Origin of the sequence: Sphingomonas xanthus, from assembly GCF_007998985.1 — a bacterium.
GTDB classification, from domain to species: Bacteria; Pseudomonadota; Alphaproteobacteria; order Sphingomonadales; family Sphingomonadaceae; genus Sphingomicrobium; species Sphingomicrobium xanthum.
This window is the reverse complement of sequence record NZ_CP041659.1, coordinates 631,418-649,945: the sequence shown is the minus strand read 5'-3', so window position 1 is coordinate 649,945 and position 18,528 is coordinate 631,418. Positions and strand designations below refer to the sequence as shown.

The 18,528-nt window shown below is 63.4% G+C and carries 18 protein-coding genes; 4 read left to right on the top strand and 14 right to left on the bottom strand.

Annotated elements, in window-relative coordinates:
* Nucleotides 1-28: 28 nt before the first annotated feature.
* From FMM02_RS03250 to FMM02_RS03240, 3 genes are read left to right on the top strand one after another with little or no spacing between them, the layout of a single operon-like run.
* Nucleotides 29-1,222: a Fic family protein gene (locus FMM02_RS03250; RefSeq protein WP_246104812.1), complete on the top strand. Its 1,194-nt coding sequence runs from the start codon at nucleotides 29-31 to the stop codon at nucleotides 1,220-1,222.
* A complete protein-coding gene (locus FMM02_RS03245; RefSeq protein ID WP_147493516.1) occupies nucleotides 1,212-2,552 on the top strand; it encodes an NACHT domain-containing protein in 1,341 nt (446 codons plus the stop codon). Before FMM02_RS03250 ends, FMM02_RS03245 begins: the two co-directional genes overlap by 11 nt.
* Entirely contained in the window at nucleotides 2,549-4,939 is a 2,391-nt protein-coding gene (locus FMM02_RS03240) for a hypothetical protein (RefSeq protein ID WP_147493515.1), read from the top strand. Before FMM02_RS03245 ends, FMM02_RS03240 begins: the two co-directional genes overlap by 4 nt.
* A gap of 314 nt (nucleotides 4,940-5,253) precedes the next feature.
* On the opposite strand, the gene FMM02_RS03235 is transcribed toward FMM02_RS03240, so the two are convergent.
* From FMM02_RS03235 to FMM02_RS03205, 7 genes are all read right to left on the bottom strand, one after another.
* A complete protein-coding gene (locus FMM02_RS03235) occupies nucleotides 5,254-6,159 on the bottom strand; it encodes a cation diffusion facilitator family transporter (RefSeq protein WP_147493514.1) in 906 nt (301 codons plus the stop codon).
* Between the two features lie 11 nt (nucleotides 6,160-6,170).
* The gene (locus FMM02_RS03230) at nucleotides 6,171-9,431 is read right to left on the bottom strand and encodes an efflux RND transporter permease subunit (protein ID WP_147493513.1); all 3,261 of its coding nucleotides are present in this window, start codon (nucleotides 9,429-9,431) and stop codon (nucleotides 6,171-6,173) included.
* 1 nt (nucleotide 9,432) lies between these two features.
* Entirely contained in the window at nucleotides 9,433-10,623 is a 1,191-nt protein-coding gene (locus FMM02_RS03225) for an efflux RND transporter periplasmic adaptor subunit (RefSeq protein WP_187107832.1), read from the bottom strand.
* An 11-nt stretch (nucleotides 10,624-10,634) separates the two neighbouring features.
* Nucleotides 10,635-11,903, bottom strand: a complete 1,269-nt coding sequence (locus FMM02_RS03220) for a TolC family protein (RefSeq protein ID WP_222703825.1) — start codon at nucleotides 11,901-11,903, stop codon at nucleotides 10,635-10,637.
* 102 nt (nucleotides 11,904-12,005) lie between these two features.
* Entirely contained in the window at nucleotides 12,006-12,338 is a 333-nt protein-coding gene (locus FMM02_RS03215) for a hypothetical protein (protein WP_147493511.1), read from the bottom strand.
* A 46-nt stretch (nucleotides 12,339-12,384) separates the two neighbouring features.
* A complete protein-coding gene (locus FMM02_RS03210) occupies nucleotides 12,385-12,837 on the bottom strand; it encodes a methyltransferase family protein (RefSeq protein ID WP_147493510.1) in 453 nt (150 codons plus the stop codon).
* Nucleotides 12,834-13,469 carry a cation efflux transmembrane domain-containing protein gene (locus tag FMM02_RS03205; RefSeq protein ID WP_147493509.1) on the bottom strand — a complete coding sequence of 212 codons (636 nt, stop codon included), beginning with the start codon at nucleotides 13,467-13,469 and terminating at the stop codon, nucleotides 12,834-12,836. The genes FMM02_RS03210 and FMM02_RS03205 overlap by 4 nt, the downstream gene beginning before the upstream one ends.
* Nucleotides 13,470-13,533: 64 nt before the next feature.
* Between FMM02_RS03205 and FMM02_RS03200 the strand changes: the two genes are divergently transcribed.
* The gene (locus tag FMM02_RS03200) at nucleotides 13,534-13,947 is read left to right on the top strand and encodes a MerR family transcriptional regulator (RefSeq protein WP_147493508.1); all 414 of its coding nucleotides are present in this window, start codon (nucleotides 13,534-13,536) and stop codon (nucleotides 13,945-13,947) included.
* A gap of 22 nt (nucleotides 13,948-13,969) precedes the next feature.
* Here FMM02_RS03200 and FMM02_RS03195 read toward each other — a convergent pair whose 3' ends face one another.
* The 7 genes from FMM02_RS03195 to FMM02_RS03165 form a co-directional block, all read right to left on the bottom strand.
* A complete protein-coding gene (locus tag FMM02_RS03195; protein WP_187107831.1) occupies nucleotides 13,970-14,689 on the bottom strand; it encodes a PepSY domain-containing protein in 720 nt (239 codons plus the stop codon).
* Nucleotides 14,686-15,390 carry a PepSY domain-containing protein gene (locus FMM02_RS03190; protein WP_147493506.1) on the bottom strand — a complete coding sequence of 235 codons (705 nt, stop codon included), beginning with the start codon at nucleotides 15,388-15,390 and terminating at the stop codon, nucleotides 14,686-14,688. Before FMM02_RS03190 ends, FMM02_RS03195 begins: the two co-directional genes overlap by 4 nt.
* A gap of 73 nt (nucleotides 15,391-15,463) precedes the next feature.
* On the bottom strand, nucleotides 15,464-16,261 hold the full coding sequence (locus FMM02_RS03185; RefSeq protein WP_187107830.1) for a DUF305 domain-containing protein: 798 nt from the start codon (nucleotides 16,259-16,261) through the stop codon (nucleotides 15,464-15,466).
* A 34-nt stretch (nucleotides 16,262-16,295) separates the two neighbouring features.
* Complete coding sequence (locus FMM02_RS03180; RefSeq protein WP_147493504.1) at nucleotides 16,296-16,805, bottom strand: DUF411 domain-containing protein; 510 nt, start codon at nucleotides 16,803-16,805, stop codon at nucleotides 16,296-16,298.
* A 2-nt stretch (nucleotides 16,806-16,807) separates the two neighbouring features.
* Nucleotides 16,808-17,314 (bottom strand): DUF305 domain-containing protein, encoded by a 507-nt coding sequence (locus FMM02_RS03175; RefSeq protein WP_246104811.1) that lies wholly within the window; start codon nucleotides 17,312-17,314, stop codon nucleotides 16,808-16,810.
* A 12-nt stretch (nucleotides 17,315-17,326) separates the two neighbouring features.
* The gene (locus FMM02_RS03170) at nucleotides 17,327-18,016 is read right to left on the bottom strand and encodes a DUF2231 domain-containing protein (protein WP_147493503.1); all 690 of its coding nucleotides are present in this window, start codon (nucleotides 18,014-18,016) and stop codon (nucleotides 17,327-17,329) included.
* A 1-nt stretch (nucleotide 18,017) separates the two neighbouring features.
* Nucleotides 18,018-18,518 (bottom strand): YybH family protein, encoded by a 501-nt coding sequence (locus tag FMM02_RS03165; protein ID WP_147493502.1) that lies wholly within the window; start codon nucleotides 18,516-18,518, stop codon nucleotides 18,018-18,020.
* Between the last annotated feature and the right edge of the window lie 10 nt (nucleotides 18,519-18,528).

The following is an 18,528-nucleotide window of genomic DNA, read 5'->3' as shown; positions in this document are numbered from 1 at the left end:
TCCGGCAGATAATCCGGTATGATGCGACATGGATGTGACAACGATGGAGCCGATGGTCCCAGAGGAGGCGTCCCGCCTTCTCGATGATGACATTCTGCCGCTGATCGCGGAGGCCAACCAACTGGCTGGGCGTATCCACCCCATTCTCCGCGACTCGATCGGCGATCTCGTCCGGTCGATGAATTGCTATTATTCTAATCTGATCGAGGGACACGACACGCACCCGCGCGACATCGATCGGGCGCTCGCCAACGACTTCTCGGCCGAGCCGAAGAAGCGTGACCTGCAGAAGGAGGCCGTCGCTCATATCCATGTCCAGCAGCTGATCGACACCGGCCGCGACCCTGATGCTTGGCCGGCTTCGGCGGCCTATGCGTCGTGGCTCCATGAAGAATTCTGCTCGCGGCTGCCGCCTGAAATGCTGTTTGTAACCGACCACAAAACTGGGGAGCGGCTCGAGATCATCCCCGGCGCCTGGCGTAAGCGTGACGTCGACGTCGGGCGCCACCTGCCACCCCCGCATGAAGACCTGCCGCGCTTCATTGCGCGCTTCGACACCGCTTATGGGTCGCCGCCGCTCAGCAAGACGCGGCAGATACAGACGGTTGGGGCCGTACATCACCGGTTCCTCTGGATTCACCCGTTTCTCGACGGCAACGGACGAGTCGCACGACTGATGTCGCACGCGCTCTACAAACGGCTCGGGATTGGTACGAGCCTGTGGTCAGTGGCGCGCGGACTCGCGCGCGACGAGGAGCGGTACAAGGCACTGCTGGCGCAGGCCGACGGACCGCGCGAAGGCGACCGCGACGGTCGGGGTAACCTTACCCAGCGGGGTCTGATCGAATTCTGCAAATTCTTCCTCGATCGGTCCGTCGACCAGATCCGTTTCATGAGCGGGCTGCTTGAGCCGACGACGCTCCTGACCCGTATGGAAATTCACGTCGAAGAGGAGGTCCGCTCCAAGCGATTAATGCGTGGAAGCTTTGCCGTGTTGCGCGAGGCCGTGATGAACGGCGAGGTCGAGCGCGCTAAGATCCCGTCGCTCACAGGCTATGAGGAGCGTGGCGCCCGCAACGTGACATCGGGTCTGGTCGAGCGCGGGATGCTCACCGCCACCTCGCACCGCGCGCCGCTCCGACTCGCCTTCCCGGCCGACGTCGCTGAGCGCTGGTTCCCCAACTTGTATCCGGCAAATGCAGGGTCGCGCCATGACCGATAAGATCGTTGAGCTGATACGACGCTTCACGCCCATGTCGCCTCGATCGGCAGAGTGGGACTTCCTCATGCCGGGGAGCGGCAAGCCAATGAGGTGGCATGAGATCGAGGACGCGTATCGTGTCCTCGTCATTGCCGACCCGGGCGCCGGAAAGACATTCGAGGCGCAGACTCGTGCCAAGAGGATCAAGGAGCGTGGTCGCCATGCCTTCTTCATCCGGATCGAAAAGATCGACAGCAACTTCGAGCAGGCGTTTGAGGTCGGGACCGCCGAGGAATTCGACGCTTGGCTCGCATCGACAGACCAAGCGTGGTTCTTCCTCGATTCCGTTGACGAAGCGCAGCTGGAGACTCCGCGCGCGCTTGAGGACGCCGTGCGGATTTTCGGGGCGCGGTGTCATGCGGCGCTGGACCGCGCGCGCATCTTCATCACCAGCCGCGAGGACGCGTGGCGTGCACTGCCCGACCAGACGCTCATCGAACAGCACCTGCCCTATGGCGAGCCCGAACCGTCCGAACGCGACGCCGACACGAGCCGCGACAGCGATCCGAGCCTCAAGCTGTTTCGGCTGGCCGGGCTCAGCGAGGATGAGATTCGCCTGTTCGCCAGCCACTATGGCATCAGCGACGTCACGGACTTCGTCGATGCCATAAAGCGCGCGAACCTGCTGCAACTCGCCGAGCGCCCGTTCGACCTCAAGGCCCTCATCCGCGTCTGGATCGCGGACCACAAGCTCGGCAGCCGCTTCGACGTCCTCCAACGCATGATTGCCTTGCAGTTGGCGCCGTTGTCAGCAACCACCGCTGCCGTTCGCCTGGACGCCGCGAAGTTGCGGGCCGGCGCGCAGATGCTTGCCGGCGCGGTGATGATGACGGGCAAGGCGGTGATCTGCCTGCCCAATGGCGTGCATAGCCCTGATCGGATTGATCCCCGCATCCTGCTCGAAGGATGGTCGGATGCCGAGATCGAAGCGCTACTTCGAACCGGATTGTTCGACGACATCGTCTACACGAGCGTGCGCTTCCGGCATCGTGAAATCCGCGAGCTATTGAGCGCGGAATGGGCGAACGATCTGCTGAACCGGCCCGGCGAACGGCCGCGGATCGAAAATCTATTTTTCCGAGAGCGCTACGGGGAAGCGGTCATTGTTCCTCGCACCCGCCCGACGCTCACTTGGCTCATTCTTCTCGACAACGCCGTGCGCGACAAGGCGCTGGCGATCGCGCCGGAGATCGCGACTGAGGGCGGTGACCCCTCTCGGCTTCCGCTCGATGTCCGCCAAGCCATGCTGAGCAATATCGTCGAGCGTATCGCGACGCGGAGGGACGGATGAGCATTATGGACAACAGTGCAATCGAGCGCATTGCAACACCGGAACTTGCCGCCGATACGCTGGCCCTGCTCGAGAAGTATCGGTCGAACGACGATGTCGTCTTCTTCATCGGCCGGCTGGTCTGGCAGGGCAACATGGCGTCGTGCGCGCCGCTGCTGCTTGAGATCGCGGCCGATACCACCCGGGGCAAATACGCGCGGATCGCAGCGATCCGGGGCGTCATGTCGGTCGGCGCTGACGAGTTGAAGGACCAGCTGTGGCACAGGATCGCGGATGACCCGGCGTTGCTCGATCGAGCGGTTTTCGCCGAATTGCTCGACTGGGCACCGCTGACGACGCGCGGTGTCGATCTGGTCCTGCGAACGCTCGACCATACCGCACCCCATGAGCGCTTCAAAGCGACGGGCCTCGTCCATGCGATGCACGAATTCATCGAGCGATTGCCGGTCATGGCCGATGCGGCCGATGTCCATCCGCTGGGTCAGCTCATCGACGGCTTCAGCCGGTTCCTTGAGCGCGAGCCCTATGTCGAGCGTGGCGAATGTCATGTGTCCGAGGAATTCGCATGGCTGATGCCGGCGGCTCTTCATGCCGTCGATCGCCTCGTCGCCGCCCGCTCGACAGCGGCATTGCAGCCGACCACACTAGCGGTTTTGCGCAACACGCCTGCGCTTCGGTTCTGGCGCAGCGGTGATATCGACGAATACAAGACCTCACTGTCGCAGAACGTGCATCGCTGGCGCGAGCTAAACGACCTTCTCTATTGGACGAGCGTCGCCGCGTGCCGCGCCCGTATGGAAGCCAAGGGCGAGGTACTGCGCGATGACTGGCAGATGGCGTTCATCGGTCACTTCTGGGGGTTTGGCCCCGAGGATTTCGATCGGTGCCTCGCCTGGATCGCGGAGAAGGACGGCGACGATCGGTACATCGCGCTTTCGCGGTGCATCCAGCTCTACATTCAGGCGGATCGGCCATCGGCATGGCTCGAACCGCTTCGCGCGGCTGTTGCCGAAGATCCGGGTCTCTCAGAATTTCTTGAGTCACGGCTCAATCCCAAGCCATCCCCGGCGATGGAGCGGATGGACGCCGAACATCGCCGCTGGAAGCGGAAAAATGACGCGCGCAACCGCAAGCATAAGAAGGATCGGGAGGATTGGGTGCGCGCGCTCCAGGCCAATCCCGATCGCATCCTCCATCCGGTCGGCTTGAAGCCCGGCGAGTTCAGCGGCGATCAGTATCATCTGCTTCTCAGCGCGATGAGCAGTGGAGTCTCGACAAGCCGGGAGGATGGCGCCGACTGGCGTGCGCTGATCCCCGAGTTTGGCGAGCCGGTTGCGCGTGCCTATCGCGACGCGGCGATCGCGCATTGGCGCATCTATCGGCCGACGCTGCGCTCGGAAGGCGCGGACACGGGATCGACGCCCTATTCGCTGATCTTCGCGATGACCGGCCTCGCGATCGAGGCCAATGAGGACAGCGCCTTCGCCCAGCGCCTGACGCCCGATGAAGCGCGTCTGGCGTTCCGCTATGTGACTTGGGAACTGAACGGCTTTCCCGGCTGGTTCGAGCAGCTTTATCGCGCTTTTCCCGACATTGGTCGCGAGGCCGTCACAACCGAGCTGTTGTGGGAACTAAAGCACAGCGTGGGCGAACAGCCGTTGCACTACGTCCTGCATGACATCCTCTACCATGCGCCGTGGTTGCATGCCGAGGTTGGGTCGCTGATCCTCGACTGGCTGCGGGCCAACGACATCACCAACGCCGACGCCTTGCGCTATAGTCTGAATATTCTCGCCGGAAGCGGCGTGGCACCCGAAACCCTTGCCGAGCTTTCGGCGACCAAGGCGACCGAGACGGTGTTGGACGAGCAGCGGCCACGATGGTTCGCGATGTGGGTCGATACCGATCCATCGGCTGCCATTCCGGTGCTGGAGTCCCATCTCGCTGGTCTGTCACCGGAGGACGGATCGGAATTCGCCCAGCAGTTCATCGTCGCGCTTCTCGGCGATCGGCACGGCGCCGGCGTGCGTGTCGGTGCCTATCGCAACGCTCACGACCTCAAGACCCTGTATGTGCTGATGCACCGCTACATCCGGGTGACAGAGGATATCGAGCGTGCCGGAAAGGGGGTTTATTCGCCCACCACGCGCGACAATGCGCAGGAGGCGCGCAACACGCTGTTCAATATGCTGATCGAAGTGCCAGGGCCCGATGCATATGCCGCGATGAAAGCCTTGGAGCAGGAGCATCCCGAGCCCGAATATCGAAGCTGGATGGCGTTAAGGGCGCGGCAGCGTGCGACGCAGGATGCCGACGAGCCTTTGTGGTCGGTCGAACGAGTCCGCGACTTCGTTAGGATGAATCCAGCGGATAGCGCTGCTTCTTGACATACTAAGTTGAGCAACGCGCGGCGCCTCCGAGATCAAGGAGTCGGCATTTCGCCCGGACCAATTAGGAGCCAGTCAGTTTGCTCCCGGCCCAATTGCAGTCGTCAGTCGTTAGCTGAACTAACGGCCGCTTACCGGAGATCTGTAAGTGCCCCTGAGTGGCCGGGTTTTGGTCTTTGCGGACAACGGGGTTGCTCAGAGAATGACCGGTTTCTAGCCTTTCGCGCCAAAAAACAGACGTTCCGCTAACGGCCAACTTCAGCCATTCGACGAATGACATATTCACGCGAATGTCATAGGGTTCGAAATAATTCTCATCGATGCAACCCGTCTGCATCGTCACATGCTTCCCGCTCCACCTGGATCGTGGCGTGTTCGATTTCGTAGCGGTCGTGCAGAATTTTGGCGACGGCGGTCTTGACCGTCTCGAAATCCGCCCCGTTGGCCAGTTCAACATGGGTCGACAGGCTGTGCTCGTCGCTCGATAGGGACCAGACATGGAGGTCGTGGACGCCGCCTACTCCCGGCGTTGCCGCGATCGACGCTCGGATCGCCGAAATATCCATTCCCCGCGGCACGCCTTCCAGCAGGATTTGGGTGGTGTCCTTGAGCAGGATCCAGGTGCGGGGGAGCACCCATAAGCCAATCCCGATTGCGACCAATGGATCAACCCACTGCCAGCCGGTGAACATGATGACGAGAGCGCCAACGATGACACCGATTGAGCCGAGCATGTCCGCCCAGACTTCAAGATAGGCACCCTTCACATTGAGGCTGCTTTCCTTGCCAGCCGAGAGCAGCTTCATGGCGATGAGGTTCACGACAAGGCCGATCGCCGCGACGATCAGCATGCCGGTAGACTGGACTTCGGCCGGCTCGAAAAAGCGACCGATGCCTTCCCACAGAACATAGCCGGCCACGGCGAACAGCAGCAGCGCATTAAACGCGGCGGCGAGGATCTCGAACCGGCGATAGCCAAAGGTTCGTGCATCGTCGGCCGGTCGCTGACCAATCTTCACCGCCGCCAGCGCGATGGCGAGCGCCGCGCTGTCGGTGAACATGTGGGCGGCGTCGGACAATAGCGCGAGGCTGTTGAAGACGAACGAGCCGATCAGTTCGGCGATCAGAAAGGCCGTCGTAAGGCCAAGCGCGATGGCCAGCATCTTGCTGTTCGCGCCGGCCGCGTGGTTGTGGGCACCCCCGCCGTGATCATGTGCCATGCTTCACTCCCTCACTTCGACGGCAATGGTTCGCGCCCGAACGCATCTTCGTCACCATATTCTCCCTCGACATGCCGCTGCCGGCCGCGATGCAAGAGCATTTGGCTGATGGCCGGGAGCACGAACAGGGTCAGCAGGGTTGCAACGACCAAGCCGGCGATGACGACGATCGCCAGCGGCTTTTGCACTTCCGCCCCGCGGCCGGTGGCGATCGCCATGGGGACGAAGCCGATCGCAGGGACGACGCCGGTGATGATGACGGCGCGCACGCGCTCCATCATGCCGGCCTTGATCGCTCCACCTATCGGCGCTCCCTGTTCGATATGCTGGCGGATGCTGGTCATCACGACCAAACCGTTGAGCACGGTGACGCCGGACAGGACGATAAAGCCGACCGCCGCCGAGATCGAGAAGGGCAACCCGGCGAGGAACAGGCCGAATACGCCACCGGCGAGGCCGAGCGGAACCGCCGAATAAACCGCGAGCGCCGAAGTAACGCTGCGCAGGGCGACGAACAGGATGCCGAAGATCAGCGCGAAGACCAGCGGGATCACGAGAGTCAGGCGCTGCGAGGCGGCCTGCAGGTTCTCATACTGACCACCCCATTGGATGAAGACGCCCGGCGGCAGCTTGACCTGGCTTTCGACCGCCGACCGCGCCGCCCCGACATAGGAGCCGAGGTCGCGTCCCCGGACATTGGCCTGGACCACGACGCGCCGCTGGCCGTTCTCGCGGCTGACCTGGTTGACGCCCTCGGTGAACTGAAAGTTCGCCAACTCGCGCAACGGCACGGCCGCGCGCGGCCCCGATCCGCTCGCTTCCAGCATGACCGGCAGGGCGCCGATCGCATCGAGGTTGTCGCGCGTCACATTGTCGAGACGGACCACGATGTCGAACCGGCGGTCGCCCTCGAACACCAGCCCGGCCTCGCGACCGCCGAGGCCGGCGGCGACGGTATTGGCGACTTCCTCGGTCGACAAGCCGTAACGGGCAATGGCGTCGCGGTTGAATTGCACTTCCAGCGTTGGAAAGCCGCCGGTCTGTTCGGTGCGGAGATCGGCGGTGCCCTCGACCTTGCCGATCGCCGACGCAACTTGGGAGGCGACGGTTTCCAACTGCTCCATGTTGTCGCCGAAGAGCTTGATCGCGACATCGCCGCGCACCCCCGCGATCAGCTCGTTGAAGCGCATCTCGATCGGCTGGCTGACCTCGAAACCGTTGCCGACCAGCCCTTCCATCTTCTCCTCGATGCGCTCGACAATGTCTTCCTTGCTATCGACGCCGGATGGCCACTCATCCTTGGGTTTCAGGATGACGAAAGCGTCCGAGGCATTCTGCGGCATCGGGTCGGTCGCAACTTCCGCCGTGCCGGTCTTCGAGTAGATAAACGATACCTCCGGAAGCTTCGAGATCGCGGCTTCGACCCGCTTTTGCATTTCGAGGGACTGGTCGAGCGAGGTCGAGGGAATGCGGATCGCCTGCATCGCCAGGTCGCCCTCGTCGAGTTGCGGAATGAACTCCTGACCCAGAGTCATGAACAGCAAGCCCGCGGCAACAAAAGCACCGACGCCGGCCATGACCCATTTGCGCGGCGCCGCGATCACCTTGTCGAGCAGCGGCTCGTAACGTTCCTTGACCCAGCGGATTGCCCTGACATCCTCTTCCGACACCTTGCCGCGGATCAGCACCGCGACCATCGCCGGAACGAAGGTCAGCGACAGGATGAAGGCACCGGCCAGCGCCAGGATGACGGTGACCGCCATCGGCGTGAACATCTTGCCCTCGACCCCGCTGAACATCAGCAGCGGCGCGAAGACGAGGAAGATGATCGCCTGGCCGTAGATCGTTGGCCGGACCATCTCCTTCGAAGCCTCGAACACCTCGTGCAGGCGCTCGGACAAATTGAGCAGGCGTCCTTCATGATGCTGCCGCTCGGCGAGGCGTCTCAAACAATTCTCGATGATGATGATCGAGCCGTCGACGATCAGACCGAAGTCAAGCGCGCCGAGGCTCATCAGATTACCCGACACGCCATAGCGGTTCATGCCGATCGCCATCATCAGGAAGGATAATGGGATGACCAGCGCGGCGATGATCGCGGCGCGGATATTTCCCAGCAGCAGGAATAGCGCGACGATGACCAGCAGCGCTCCTTCCACAAGGTTCTTCTCGACGGTCGAGATGGTTGCATCGACCAGCGCCGAGCGGTCGTAGAGCGTCGTCATGCGCACGCCGGGGGGCAGTGACTTCTTCACCTCGTCGAGACGCTCGGCCACGCTCTGCGCGACGATCCGGCTATTTTCTCCGGCGAGCATGAGTGCCGTGCCGATGACGACTTCCTTGCCGTCGAGCGAGGCCGCGCCCGTGCGTAGCTCGCCGCCCAGCGTGACGGTGGCGACATTGGCGACAGTCACCGGCACCCCATTGCGGTTGGCGATGACCGTTCGTCCGATCTCGTCGATGTGACGGATGCGGGCGTCGGCGCGAACCAGAAACGCCTCGCCGCCGCGCTGAATGAAGTTGGCGCCGACCGACAGGTTCGCCTTTTCGAGAGCCTCGGCGAGGTCGGTGAAGGAGACTCCATAAGCGGCAAGCTGGCCTGGGTTCGGCTGCACCACGAATTGTTTCTCGTAGCCGCCGATGCTGTCGACCCCGGCGATGCCATCGACGCCGCGGATTTGCGGGCGGATCACCCAGTCCTGGACCGTGCGCAGATAGGCCAGCCGCGACACGTCGTCGGTCAGGCGTTCCCCTTCCGGAGTCAAATAGCTGCCATCCGGCTGGAAACCGGGCCGGCCGGGTATCTTGGGGTTTTTGGCGGTCGCGGTCGGCGCATAATCGACCGACCACATCAGCACTTCACCAAGCCCGGTCGACACCGGACCCATCTGTGGCTGGATGCCATCGGGTAGGCTCTCGCCGGCCTGGGCAAGCCGTTCCGCGACCTGCTGCCGCGCGAAATAAAGGTCGACATCCTCCTCGAACACGGCCGTGACCTGGGCAAAACCGTTGCGCGAGATGGAGCGCGTGTAGTCGAGGCCAGGAATCCCGGCGAGCGAGTTTTCGAGCGGGAAGGTGACCAGCCGCTCCATGTCGAGCGGGCTGAACTGAGGCGCGGCGACATTCACCTGCACCTGCTTATTGGTGATGTCGGGAACGGCATCGATCGGCAGCCGGAACAGCTGCAACGCGCCGTAAATGGCGACGAGCGCCGTGATGGCCAGCACCGCCCAGCGGAAGCGGACGGCAGCGTCGAGGAGGCGGTCGATCATCCTAGTGCTCCGCCTCGCTTGCGCCCAACTGGGATTTGAGGACGAAGGCGCCCTTGGTGACGACCGTTTGGCCGGCGCGCAGGCCGTCCAGGATCTCGATCCTGCCGCCGCTTCGCGACCCGACCGAAACCGGCGTGGCCTGAAAGCCGCCCTTGATCTGTACGAACACCATGTCGCGGCCCTCGATCTGCTGCACCGCTTCCTCGGGCAGGATGATGCCGCTCTCCTGACTGCCGCGCGGCGTGATCCGCACCCGCACCGCCTGGCCCTGCGTCAATCCGGCGGGCGCGCCGCCTAGCTGGACGACCACCGTGGCCGAACGGCTTTGCGGATCGACCGCAGGCGTGACCGAGCGAACGGCGGCCTCGACGATGCTGCCGGTGGGCAGTTCGACAATCGCGCGGTCGCCCGGTCGGATGCGCTGGGCATCGGTCGCGGGGACCGCGGCGTCGATCTGGATACGGCGCGGGTCCGAGACATTGAACAGCTCTGCCCCCGCCGCGACATAAGCGCCCAACTGGGTGTCGACCTCGGTTATCCGGCCGGAAATGGGGCTTCGCACCGCAAGGTAGCGTCCGCCGCCGGTCACGCCGGCCGCGCTGACGGCGGCATTGGCGCGCTGCAACTCGGCTTCGGCAGTCTGCCGCGCGGCGATCGCCGCCTCTAGGTCTTGCCGCGCCGTGATCCTGGCGTTGAACAGGCGTTGCTCGCGATTGGCGGCGGCACGCGCTGCCTGGGCACGGGCAGCGGCTGCGTTACGGTCGGCGACGAATGCTGCGGCCTCGCGGCTTTCGAGCAGTGCGACGGTTTCGCCGGCACCAACCGGATCGCCGAGACGCTTGTTGATGCGCACTACAGCGCCATCGGCGCGAGCCGTCAGCAGCGCCTGACCTTCGGGTGGGGCGGTCACCGTCGCCTGGGCGATGATCTCCGACATGAGAGAGCCGAGCACGACCCGCTCGCTGGCGATACCGCTCGCGGCGAGCTTCTCCGGCGTCATCGCGATGAAGCCCTCGGGGCCATGCTCTTCGCCTTCGGCTTCTTCGGTTAGTTCGGTAGCGGCCGGTTCAGTCATCGACCGGCCGATCAACAGGCCGCCGACCCCGGCGAGGAGTGCGGCGGCGGCGACGCCGGCGAGCCAGCGATTACGATCCGACAGGCGGATCAACTTGATGTCTCGGATGGACTGCATGGGAAGGATTCCTATTGCGCTAGGATCCGGCCGAGTTCGGCCGTGGCGAGGGCGAGTTCGAGGCGCGCTTCGGTCAGCGAAGTCCGCGCGGCGGTGTAGGCATTCTGGATGTCGATCAGCTCGATCAGCGAGGCTCGACCTTCGCGATAGGATAATTCGGCAAGCCGAAGCGCTTCAGTGGCTTCCGGCACGGCAGCCTTTTCAAGGGCTTCCACGCGCCGCTGGGCGGCTTCGACATTGGCGATGGCATTGCGCGCTTTCGCGGTGGTCGTCGCCAGCGTGGACGCGCGTCTGGCGTTAGCCGCAGCGGCGGCCTGGCGAGCGGCCTCGATGTTCCCCTGATTGCGGTCGAACAGCCGAAGCGGCATCGACAGGCCGGCAACCAGCCCAACATCGCCGGTCTCGCGGATATGGCGGACTCCAACCCCGACCGCGGGATCGAGGCGTCGTTCGGCGAGCTGCTCCCGAACCCCGGCCTGCGCAGCCACACGCTCCGCATCGGCGAGGCGCACATCGAGACTTTGATCCGGAGTGACCTGGCGAGGCGTGAGATCGAGCGCCGTTCCGGAGACGGCTCCAACCGGCTCGCTGACGCCGAACAGCGCGGCGAGCGAGGAGCGGGCGGCGAGCTCATCGGCCGCCGCTGCTTCGCGCGCTGCCTGCGCCTGCGCCAGGGCCGAACGAGCCCTCAGCGCGCGCAAGGGAGGATCGCGTCCGGCTTCGACCAAGATGCCAGCGACCCGCGCCAGTTCCCGCGCACGCCCCTCATTCTCGGTCGCCTGGGCCAGCTTTTCCCGCGCAGCGATGGCGCGGGCAAATTGTTCGCGAACGGACTGCAACAGATCGGCCTTGGCCATCGCGAGCTTGAGCTTCTGCACTTCGAGTGCGGCTTGGGCGGCATTCACCCGCGCCGACCGTCGGCCGCCGAGATCGAGCCGCTGGTTGACCGCGACCGTCGTCTCGGTCGACCGCAAGCCGCGAAGCTCGCCGGTCCCGGCAAAGTTCTCGACCTCGACGCTCAGCTCCGGATTGCTGCGGTAGCCGGCCTGCCGAATGCGCGCCTCGGCGGCGGCGACCTCGGCCTCCGCCGCGACAATAGCGGGTGAACGAGCGGCCGCCTCATCCAGCGCTTGCGGAAGCGAAAGGCTGCCCGGAAGCGGACCAGTGCGCGGCTCGGGTCGAGGTGCAACGACTGGCGCGGGTGGCCCGGCTGGTTGCGCCGACGGACTGCCGACACGCGGTGTGGCTGGATTGCCGACCTGCGCGGCCGCAGGCATCATCGGCCCCGCCGCCGCCACCGCGGCACACGCCGCGGCTGCTAAAAATCTCATTGAGTTGACTCCTGACGATCGAACGAACCCGCATCGCGGGCGCGAACCTCGTCAGGCGATCGGCGGCCTCAACTGACTTTCCGGCTCTCTGCCGGGATGGTCCGCATCCTGTCTGGCGCCGGTGAGACCGGCCGAGCGGATTGAAAAACCGAGGGTGGCGAATTGTCCGGGCGTCGCGACATGATGGCCGCTGCAACCCGTGTGATGGTGCGCGACCCCTTGGTCGGGATCGGACGGCACTTCGTCGCGGTCACCCTCGAAATGTCCCGCGTTCTGTTCGGTAACCGGAATGCAGTCGAACCGTTCTGCGGCATGCGCCGACGATCCCGTCCACACCATCAGGACGAGAAGCAGCGCGCCAACGAGGTTGGTCCAGCGAGACATCGAACCGGCCATTAGCAGGCGGCCTGCCGGAAGGAAATGGCGCTGGTCACAACCATCGGCGCACCTGGTCGAGATAGGCCCGGTAATCGTCACCGAAGCGGCGCGTCAGATAGGCTTCCTCGCGGCGGATCACGATTCGGTCGACGATCAGGCCGGCTAGCAGTGCACCGACGGCCGCGCCGAAACTCGACAATCCAAGCGCAGCCGCAAGGCCAACCACAACCATCCCAAGATACATGGGGTTGCGCGTGAAACGATAGGGGCCAGCGGCCACCAGCAACCTTGCTCCGCGCCACGGCTCTGCCCTGGTTTTGCTGCGAAAGAAGAGCCCAAGGGCCGAAATGATGAGCCCAACGCCGGCGAGCGCCATGAGAATGGCAACAGCAAGAACGATCCCGCTGGCGATCGGCCCGCCATCGATCAGCAGGCCGACGCCCACGAACACCGCCAGCATCAACGGAGGCGGCACGAAAACGCGCGGGTTGTCCTCGACTGTCATCGATGGGCTTCCGCTGGCATCGGCTCGTGGGTCAGTTCACTCACGGCGAGCCGGATGATCTTGATACCGCCGGTGATCCCGAGCATCGCCATGATCGCGGCGACGATAAGGTCCGGCCAGGCGGTTCCGCTGCCGAACACGCCGAGCGCCGCGGCTACCACGGCAAGATTGGCGATCGCGTCATTGCGCGAGCAGATCCAAACCGACCGCATGTTCGTGTCGCCTTCCCGGAAGCGGTAGAGCATGAGCGCGACCCCGACATTGGCCGCCAACGCCGCAAGGCCGACGCCGCCCATGATCGCGGGCTGCGGCGACGAACCGTCGAACGCCGCGATGAGCGCTCCTACGATCACATAGATGCCCAAGGCGGTGAGGGTCAGCCCTTTGACCAACGCCGCGCTCGCTCGCCAAACCAGCGCCATCCCCGCGACACCGAGAGAGATGGCGTAATTGGCCGAATCCGCGAAGAAATCGAGCGCGTCAGCCTGCAACGCGCGGGAATTGGCGATTTCGCCGGCACCAAGTTCGCCTAGGAACATCACTGCGTTAACGATCAACGCAATCCACAGCGCTCGCCGCCAGCGCGGATCGACGGCCGGTTTCTTCGCTGGACCACAACAACTCGCGGACATTGCCACCTCGACAGACTCGATGTGACACCCCAAATGAACCCTGTAGCAACTACAGGGTCAAGTGATGATTGGCATGAAAATCGGCGAGCTCGCCAGATCGACCCGCACGGCGGTCGAGACCATCCGCTACTACGAGAAGATCGGCCTGATGCCGCAGGTCGCCAGGACCGAGGGCAACTACCGAAGCTACGGCTCGAACGAGGCCGAGCGCCTGGGCTTCATCCGACGAGCGCGGGATTTGGGATTTGGCATCGATCAGGTGCGAGCTTTGCTGAGCCTCGCCGACGAGCGTGATCGCGACTGCGGAGAGGTGGATTTCATCGCCAAGTCCAATCTGCTGGAAGTGGAACGGAAAATTGCAGCACTTCAGAATCTGCAACAGGAACTCTCTGCAGTCGTGCGGCAATGCCGCGCCGGCAAGGTTGCTGATTGCCGCATACTGAAGGCGCTAGGTCGGCCCGCAGATTGGGCGGATTGACCAACCAGTGCGTAACGAAGCGTCAGCTGCGCTCCGCAAATTGCCGCAACTTCACGAGATCGTGGCGCCACATAGTCCGAAAGAGGAGCCAGAAGCCGGTGACTGCGAGCCAAGCCATGGCGAAGCCCACCATGATGATTAGTGGATGGTTGAAGCTCGTGCGCTTCGCGTAGTCCATGTTGTGGAGCATCCAGAAGAAGTCCCACCAGCGCCAGCTGTCGTTGCGGCGTTCGAGCACCGCGCCGGTCGTTCCGGAGACATAGTAGCTGCTGTGCTTGGCGTCCGCGAAGTCGGCTCGCCAGATCGGCAGTTCGTGCTCGCGGACGGCGAGGGTTAGGTCAGTCAGCGGCGTAACCCGCGTTGGCTCCAAACCGTCGGGATGCGTCGCCCTCGCGACGGCAGCGGCCTTCGCTCGATCAATGACCATCGGCAGGCCGCTGGTCGCGTCAAAGAGCTTTACGCCACCGCTGATCTTTACTTCAATAGCTTGGCTGTCCGGCATGGCGCGAAGGCCCACGGCTTGGATCCCTTCGCCGCTCAGTTGGCGCTGGATGGTTGACCAGCCGCGAGCAGTCGGCAGCGGTGCCGGCTCAGCCTGAACGGCCTTCTCGCCGCCTGCGACCTCGTCCATGCTGATCAATGCCATGGCCGCGCCGCTGATCGCCCAGATCAGAAATTGCACGCCGATCACGATCCCGACCCACTTATGGATTTTGCGAAGCCAGATGGATTTGACGATCACTTGGTCAACGCCTTTTTCTTCTTCTTCTTGGGGAAGGCGTAAAGCAGCAGCCAGACACCGGAGAGGGCCATCAGCACCGCTCCCCAAGTGAAGACCCGGAGCAGCGTGTTGTTCACATTCTCCCGCTCGTCATAGTCCATGATGTGGAGCATCCAGACGAAATCGAAGATGCGCCACAGCTCGTGCCGCCGCGACACCAACTCACCCGTCACAGGCGACAGGTAGAACGTCGGTTTGTTCCAATGGTCGAACTCGACCTGCCACAGCGGAGGCTTTCGCCCGCGTATCTCGCCGGGGATGTCTGTGATCAGTCTTGCCGACAGAATTGGTTTGCGGCCGGTATAGTAGGAGCGGGCCAATTCTCGGATCGCCGCTTCATTCGGTCCCGCTACAAGCTTCCCGGTACTCGCGTCGAACGCCGTTTCTCCAGCTTCCGACGTGGTCACAAAGAGCGGCTGGTCACGGAGCCAGGCAAGCCGCACCGCATTCGCCCCGTTGGCCGAGGCCAAGGCGACAGGATCGACCAGCGAATCGGCTGCAGCGAATCGCTGATGCGTCGATCGCACGAGATGGTCGCCGTGGATCGTGTCGATGTGGACGACGGTCATGTAGAGGCCGCTCAGCGACCAAATGACGACCTGGAGACCAATAAACAGCCCAAGCCACTTGTGCGTCTTGCGGGCGATGATGTGCGTGCGCATCGGCGGCGGTTATTCCAGTTCTCAAATGAAGACGACCCCGGGCGTGCTTGCCGCCGGGGTCGTTATCAAGTGCTCAGCAGTGTCCCGCAGCGCGATGCTCGGGCAAGCAAGTCGGCTCTGGCGCTTTAGGTTCTGGGGCCGGCTTGGGTTTGGCCGGAGCTGGTTTTGCCGTGGCCGGTTTCGGATCAGGAGGACTTGCGGCCGGTGCCGGCGCCTTGGCCGGGCTCGCGACTTGTGCCGCGGGCGTCATCGGCTCGCCGCGCAGCATCGCTTCGACAATTGCGACTTCCTTCTGCTGGTCCGCCTTGGTCTTTTCGATCTGGGCACGGACCGCGCCGGTTGCGCCGTTGGCCAGCGCGACATCCGACATCGCGACCGCGCCCTGGTGATGGGCCAGCATTTTGCGGAGGTAGGTCTCGGAAATGTCCGCGCCCTTGGCTCCCATCATGGCATCATGCATCTGCATGGTCGCGGCACGATACAGTTCGCCACTCGCCGCGTCCGGGTTCCCGGTCGCGACCAGCTTTTCGAGATCGGCAATTTCCTTCGTTTGCTTGTCGATGGTCTGCTGCGCCATCATTGCCGCATCAGCCGTTGGCTTCTGCGTCAAGGCAACGCGCGACATCTCAATCGCGCCCTTGTGATGCTCAATCATCTTGCGAACCCAGCTGTCCCCGGCGTTCACGCCGACCGCGGCGTTGATTGCACTGTCCATCGCCATTTCCGACTGGGCGAACGGATTATCGGGATCGGCCATCATTGTGTTCATGTCGTTGGCCGCACCATTCTGCGCGGTTTCGTCGGTGCCGCTGCACGCTGCCAGCGAGGCCATCAGGGCGATAGCGCCGAGGCCGGTCATTACCTTCTTCATAATTAACTCCATCTAGTTTGTTGGGCGCCCCGCCCTAAGCTTTGAAGGCCGACAACTTTCCGGCCGCGTCGAACGCCATGACTTGGAAATCGTCCTTCGATCCGTCCGGCATTTCCATGCCCGGCGATCCGCGCGGCATGCCAGGAACTGCGATTCCGCGAATGCCTTCGGATTTGTCCTTGAGCAAACGCGCGACGTCCTCCATCGGCACATGCCCTTCGATGACAAAGCCTTCGACGGTCGCCGTGTGGCAGGAGGCGACTTCTTCGGGAACGCCGAGCTTCGCCTTGATGGCCGGCATATCCGGCCGGTCGACGAGCGACACGTGATAGCCGGCCTGGCGGGCAATTGCGGCCCAGGCTTCGCAGCAACCGCAACTGGGATCGCGGTAGACGGTCATTTGGGCAGCCTGGACTTTCGGCGGGCTCTCCGAACGGGATTGCGAGTTGCCGGATTGCTTCGCCTGTCCGCATCCGGTGATCGCGATGACGCCGGCGCTCGCGAGCATTGCGACCAGCGTTCGCCTGTCGAGGGTGTTCGGCATGGTCATTTCCTTTCGAGAATCGCCTTCATCTGGTCGATCTCGGCTTTCTGGCCGGCGATGATATCCGCGCAGAGTTGCTGGACTTCGGGGTCACTGATCTTAGCTCGCTCGCACATCAGGATGGCGCCCGAATGGTGCGGGATCATCGAGCGCAGGAATTGCTTGTCGCCGACCAGTGACTGCGCTCGGATCGCGGCGAAGGAGAGGACGAGGGTCAGCACGAAGACCGCGTAGAGGATCAGGTTCAGGCGCTTGTCCTGATACATCGACTTCATCGTCAGCAGCATGACGATTGCCATCGGCGCCCACATGACAAGAGCCATGTAGAGGAAGTTCACATTCTGGATGAACTCGCCGAAGCTCCAGATCATGGCGAACATCGCCACATACATAACCAGCAGGCTGAGGGCGAGATTGACCGCTAGCATGCGGTAATGATGGCGCTGCATGTCCTTGGACATCTTCATGTCGCTCGGCATTGTTCCGTGACCTTCATGACCCTGTTCCATCACTCATCCTCCTCAAAACATCAGATGTTCCATGCCGTGGGTGACCGCTGCGCCCAAGAAGCCCTGCACGGCGATCGCCAGCGTCATGATCGACAACGCAAGGATCATTCCGGCCCCGCGGTCTTCCCAAGGCCGGCGCCAAGCCCAGACTCCCAGTCCGGCACCAGCGATCCCGATGCCGACACCAAGCCAACGGTGATAGGTCAGTATTGGATCGGGATCGGCCGACATGCCCGCCAGCCACCCGGCGGCGGCCGCGAACGGCGCGAGCAAGCCCCCGGCGACGACAAGGAACTGAACCGGCGCCGAAAATGCCGGTCGCCGTCGGCCGACAACCGCGGTGAACAACGCGGCTGGAAAGAAAGCGATCGGGAAGTGCACGACAAATGGATGCAGGCGGCCGAGCCAGCCCAACAGCCGTTCAAGGAATGGCAGTTTCGAGCGGTCGACCTCCATCTCCATGTCGCCCATCATGTCGTGCGACATCGGCTGGGCCGCCGCAGGTTGATTGCCGGCTGTCGCAACATTTCCCGGCGCCGTCGGTGGCTGAACGACCTGGGCCGCCTGCGCCTTGTTCTTTTTGTGCTTCTCGTGGCCAAAGGCCGGTGTAGCGACGAGCACCAAACCGATCACGACAGCCAACAACACGATGAATTGGAGCAGGCGAGCCGCGCCGACTTTTCGGTGTTCCGCCAAGATCATCTCAGCTTCCTTTCGGCTTGCGCGCACTATTGTGCATTGACAGGATCTTCCATTGCCCACCGATCTTCTTGAGGACGCTGGTCGCCACACCGCGGCGCTCGGCGATTTCGCCCGACTTGGTCTCGATGCGATAGTTGTAGGTCTCGGTGGCGAGCGCGACCGGACCCTCGAAGCGCACCGCGACTTTGTAGTCGGAGAAGGCGAACGCCTTGAATGCCTTCAACTCCGGGCCAAGGTGGTGGTCCAGATATTGAGCGTAGGTTCCCTCAACCCCGCCTGTCTCGAAGATGGCCGAGTCGGCCGCGAACAGCGCGGCGGTCCCCGTCGCGTCGAGCCGTTCAATGGCCGACTTATAGCGCGACAGCACATCCTTGACCGCTGCCTCGTCGGCTGTGGCGGCGGCTGGAGTAGTCTTGGAGTGGCCCGGCGGATGCTGGACGGGTTGAGCTATAGCCGTCTGACCGACCAGCCCAATGGTTGCGAAAGCGGTGACAAGTCTCATGATTTTCTCC

What these genes read in the sequence shown, in the direction of transcription:
- FMM02_RS03250 (WP_246104812.1), top strand. Translation starts at nt 29, where the DNA reads ATGGATGTGACAACGATGGAGCCGATGGTCCCAGAGGAGGCGTCCCGC.
- FMM02_RS03245 (WP_147493516.1), top strand. Translation starts at nt 1,212, where the DNA reads ATGACCGATAAGATCGTTGAGCTGATACGACGCTTCACGCCCATGTCG.
- FMM02_RS03240 (WP_147493515.1), top strand. Translation starts at nt 2,549, where the DNA reads ATGAGCATTATGGACAACAGTGCAATCGAGCGCATTGCAACACCGGAA.
- FMM02_RS03235 (WP_147493514.1), bottom strand. Translation starts at nt 6,159, where the DNA reads ATGGCACATGATCACGGCGGGGGTGCCCACAACCACGCGGCCGGCGCG.
- FMM02_RS03230 (WP_147493513.1), bottom strand. Translation starts at nt 9,431, where the DNA reads ATGATCGACCGCCTCCTCGACGCTGCCGTCCGCTTCCGCTGGGCGGTG.
- FMM02_RS03225 (WP_187107832.1), bottom strand. Translation starts at nt 10,623, where the DNA reads ATGCAGTCCATCCGAGACATCAAGTTGATCCGCCTGTCGGATCGTAAT.
- FMM02_RS03220 (WP_222703825.1), bottom strand. Translation starts at nt 11,903, where the DNA reads ATGATGCCTGCGGCCGCGCAGGTCGGCAATCCAGCCACACCGCGTGTC.
- FMM02_RS03215 (WP_147493511.1), bottom strand. Translation starts at nt 12,338, where the DNA reads ATGTCTCGCTGGACCAACCTCGTTGGCGCGCTGCTTCTCGTCCTGATG.
- FMM02_RS03210 (WP_147493510.1), bottom strand. Translation starts at nt 12,837, where the DNA reads ATGACAGTCGAGGACAACCCGCGCGTTTTCGTGCCGCCTCCGTTGATG.
- FMM02_RS03205 (WP_147493509.1), bottom strand. Translation starts at nt 13,469, where the DNA reads ATGTCCGCGAGTTGTTGTGGTCCAGCGAAGAAACCGGCCGTCGATCCG.
- FMM02_RS03200 (WP_147493508.1), top strand. Translation starts at nt 13,534, where the DNA reads ATGATTGGCATGAAAATCGGCGAGCTCGCCAGATCGACCCGCACGGCG.
- FMM02_RS03190 (WP_147493506.1), bottom strand. Translation starts at nt 15,390, where the DNA reads ATGCGCACGCACATCATCGCCCGCAAGACGCACAAGTGGCTTGGGCTG.
- FMM02_RS03185 (WP_187107830.1), bottom strand. Translation starts at nt 16,261, where the DNA reads ATGAAGAAGGTAATGACCGGCCTCGGCGCTATCGCCCTGATGGCCTCG.
- FMM02_RS03180 (WP_147493504.1), bottom strand. Translation starts at nt 16,805, where the DNA reads ATGCCGAACACCCTCGACAGGCGAACGCTGGTCGCAATGCTCGCGAGC.
- FMM02_RS03175 (WP_246104811.1), bottom strand. Translation starts at nt 17,314, where the DNA reads ATGGAACAGGGTCATGAAGGTCACGGAACAATGCCGAGCGACATGAAG.
- FMM02_RS03170 (WP_147493503.1), bottom strand. Translation starts at nt 18,016, where the DNA reads ATGATCTTGGCGGAACACCGAAAAGTCGGCGCGGCTCGCCTGCTCCAA.
- FMM02_RS03165 (WP_147493502.1), bottom strand. Translation starts at nt 18,518, where the DNA reads ATGAGACTTGTCACCGCTTTCGCAACCATTGGGCTGGTCGGTCAGACG.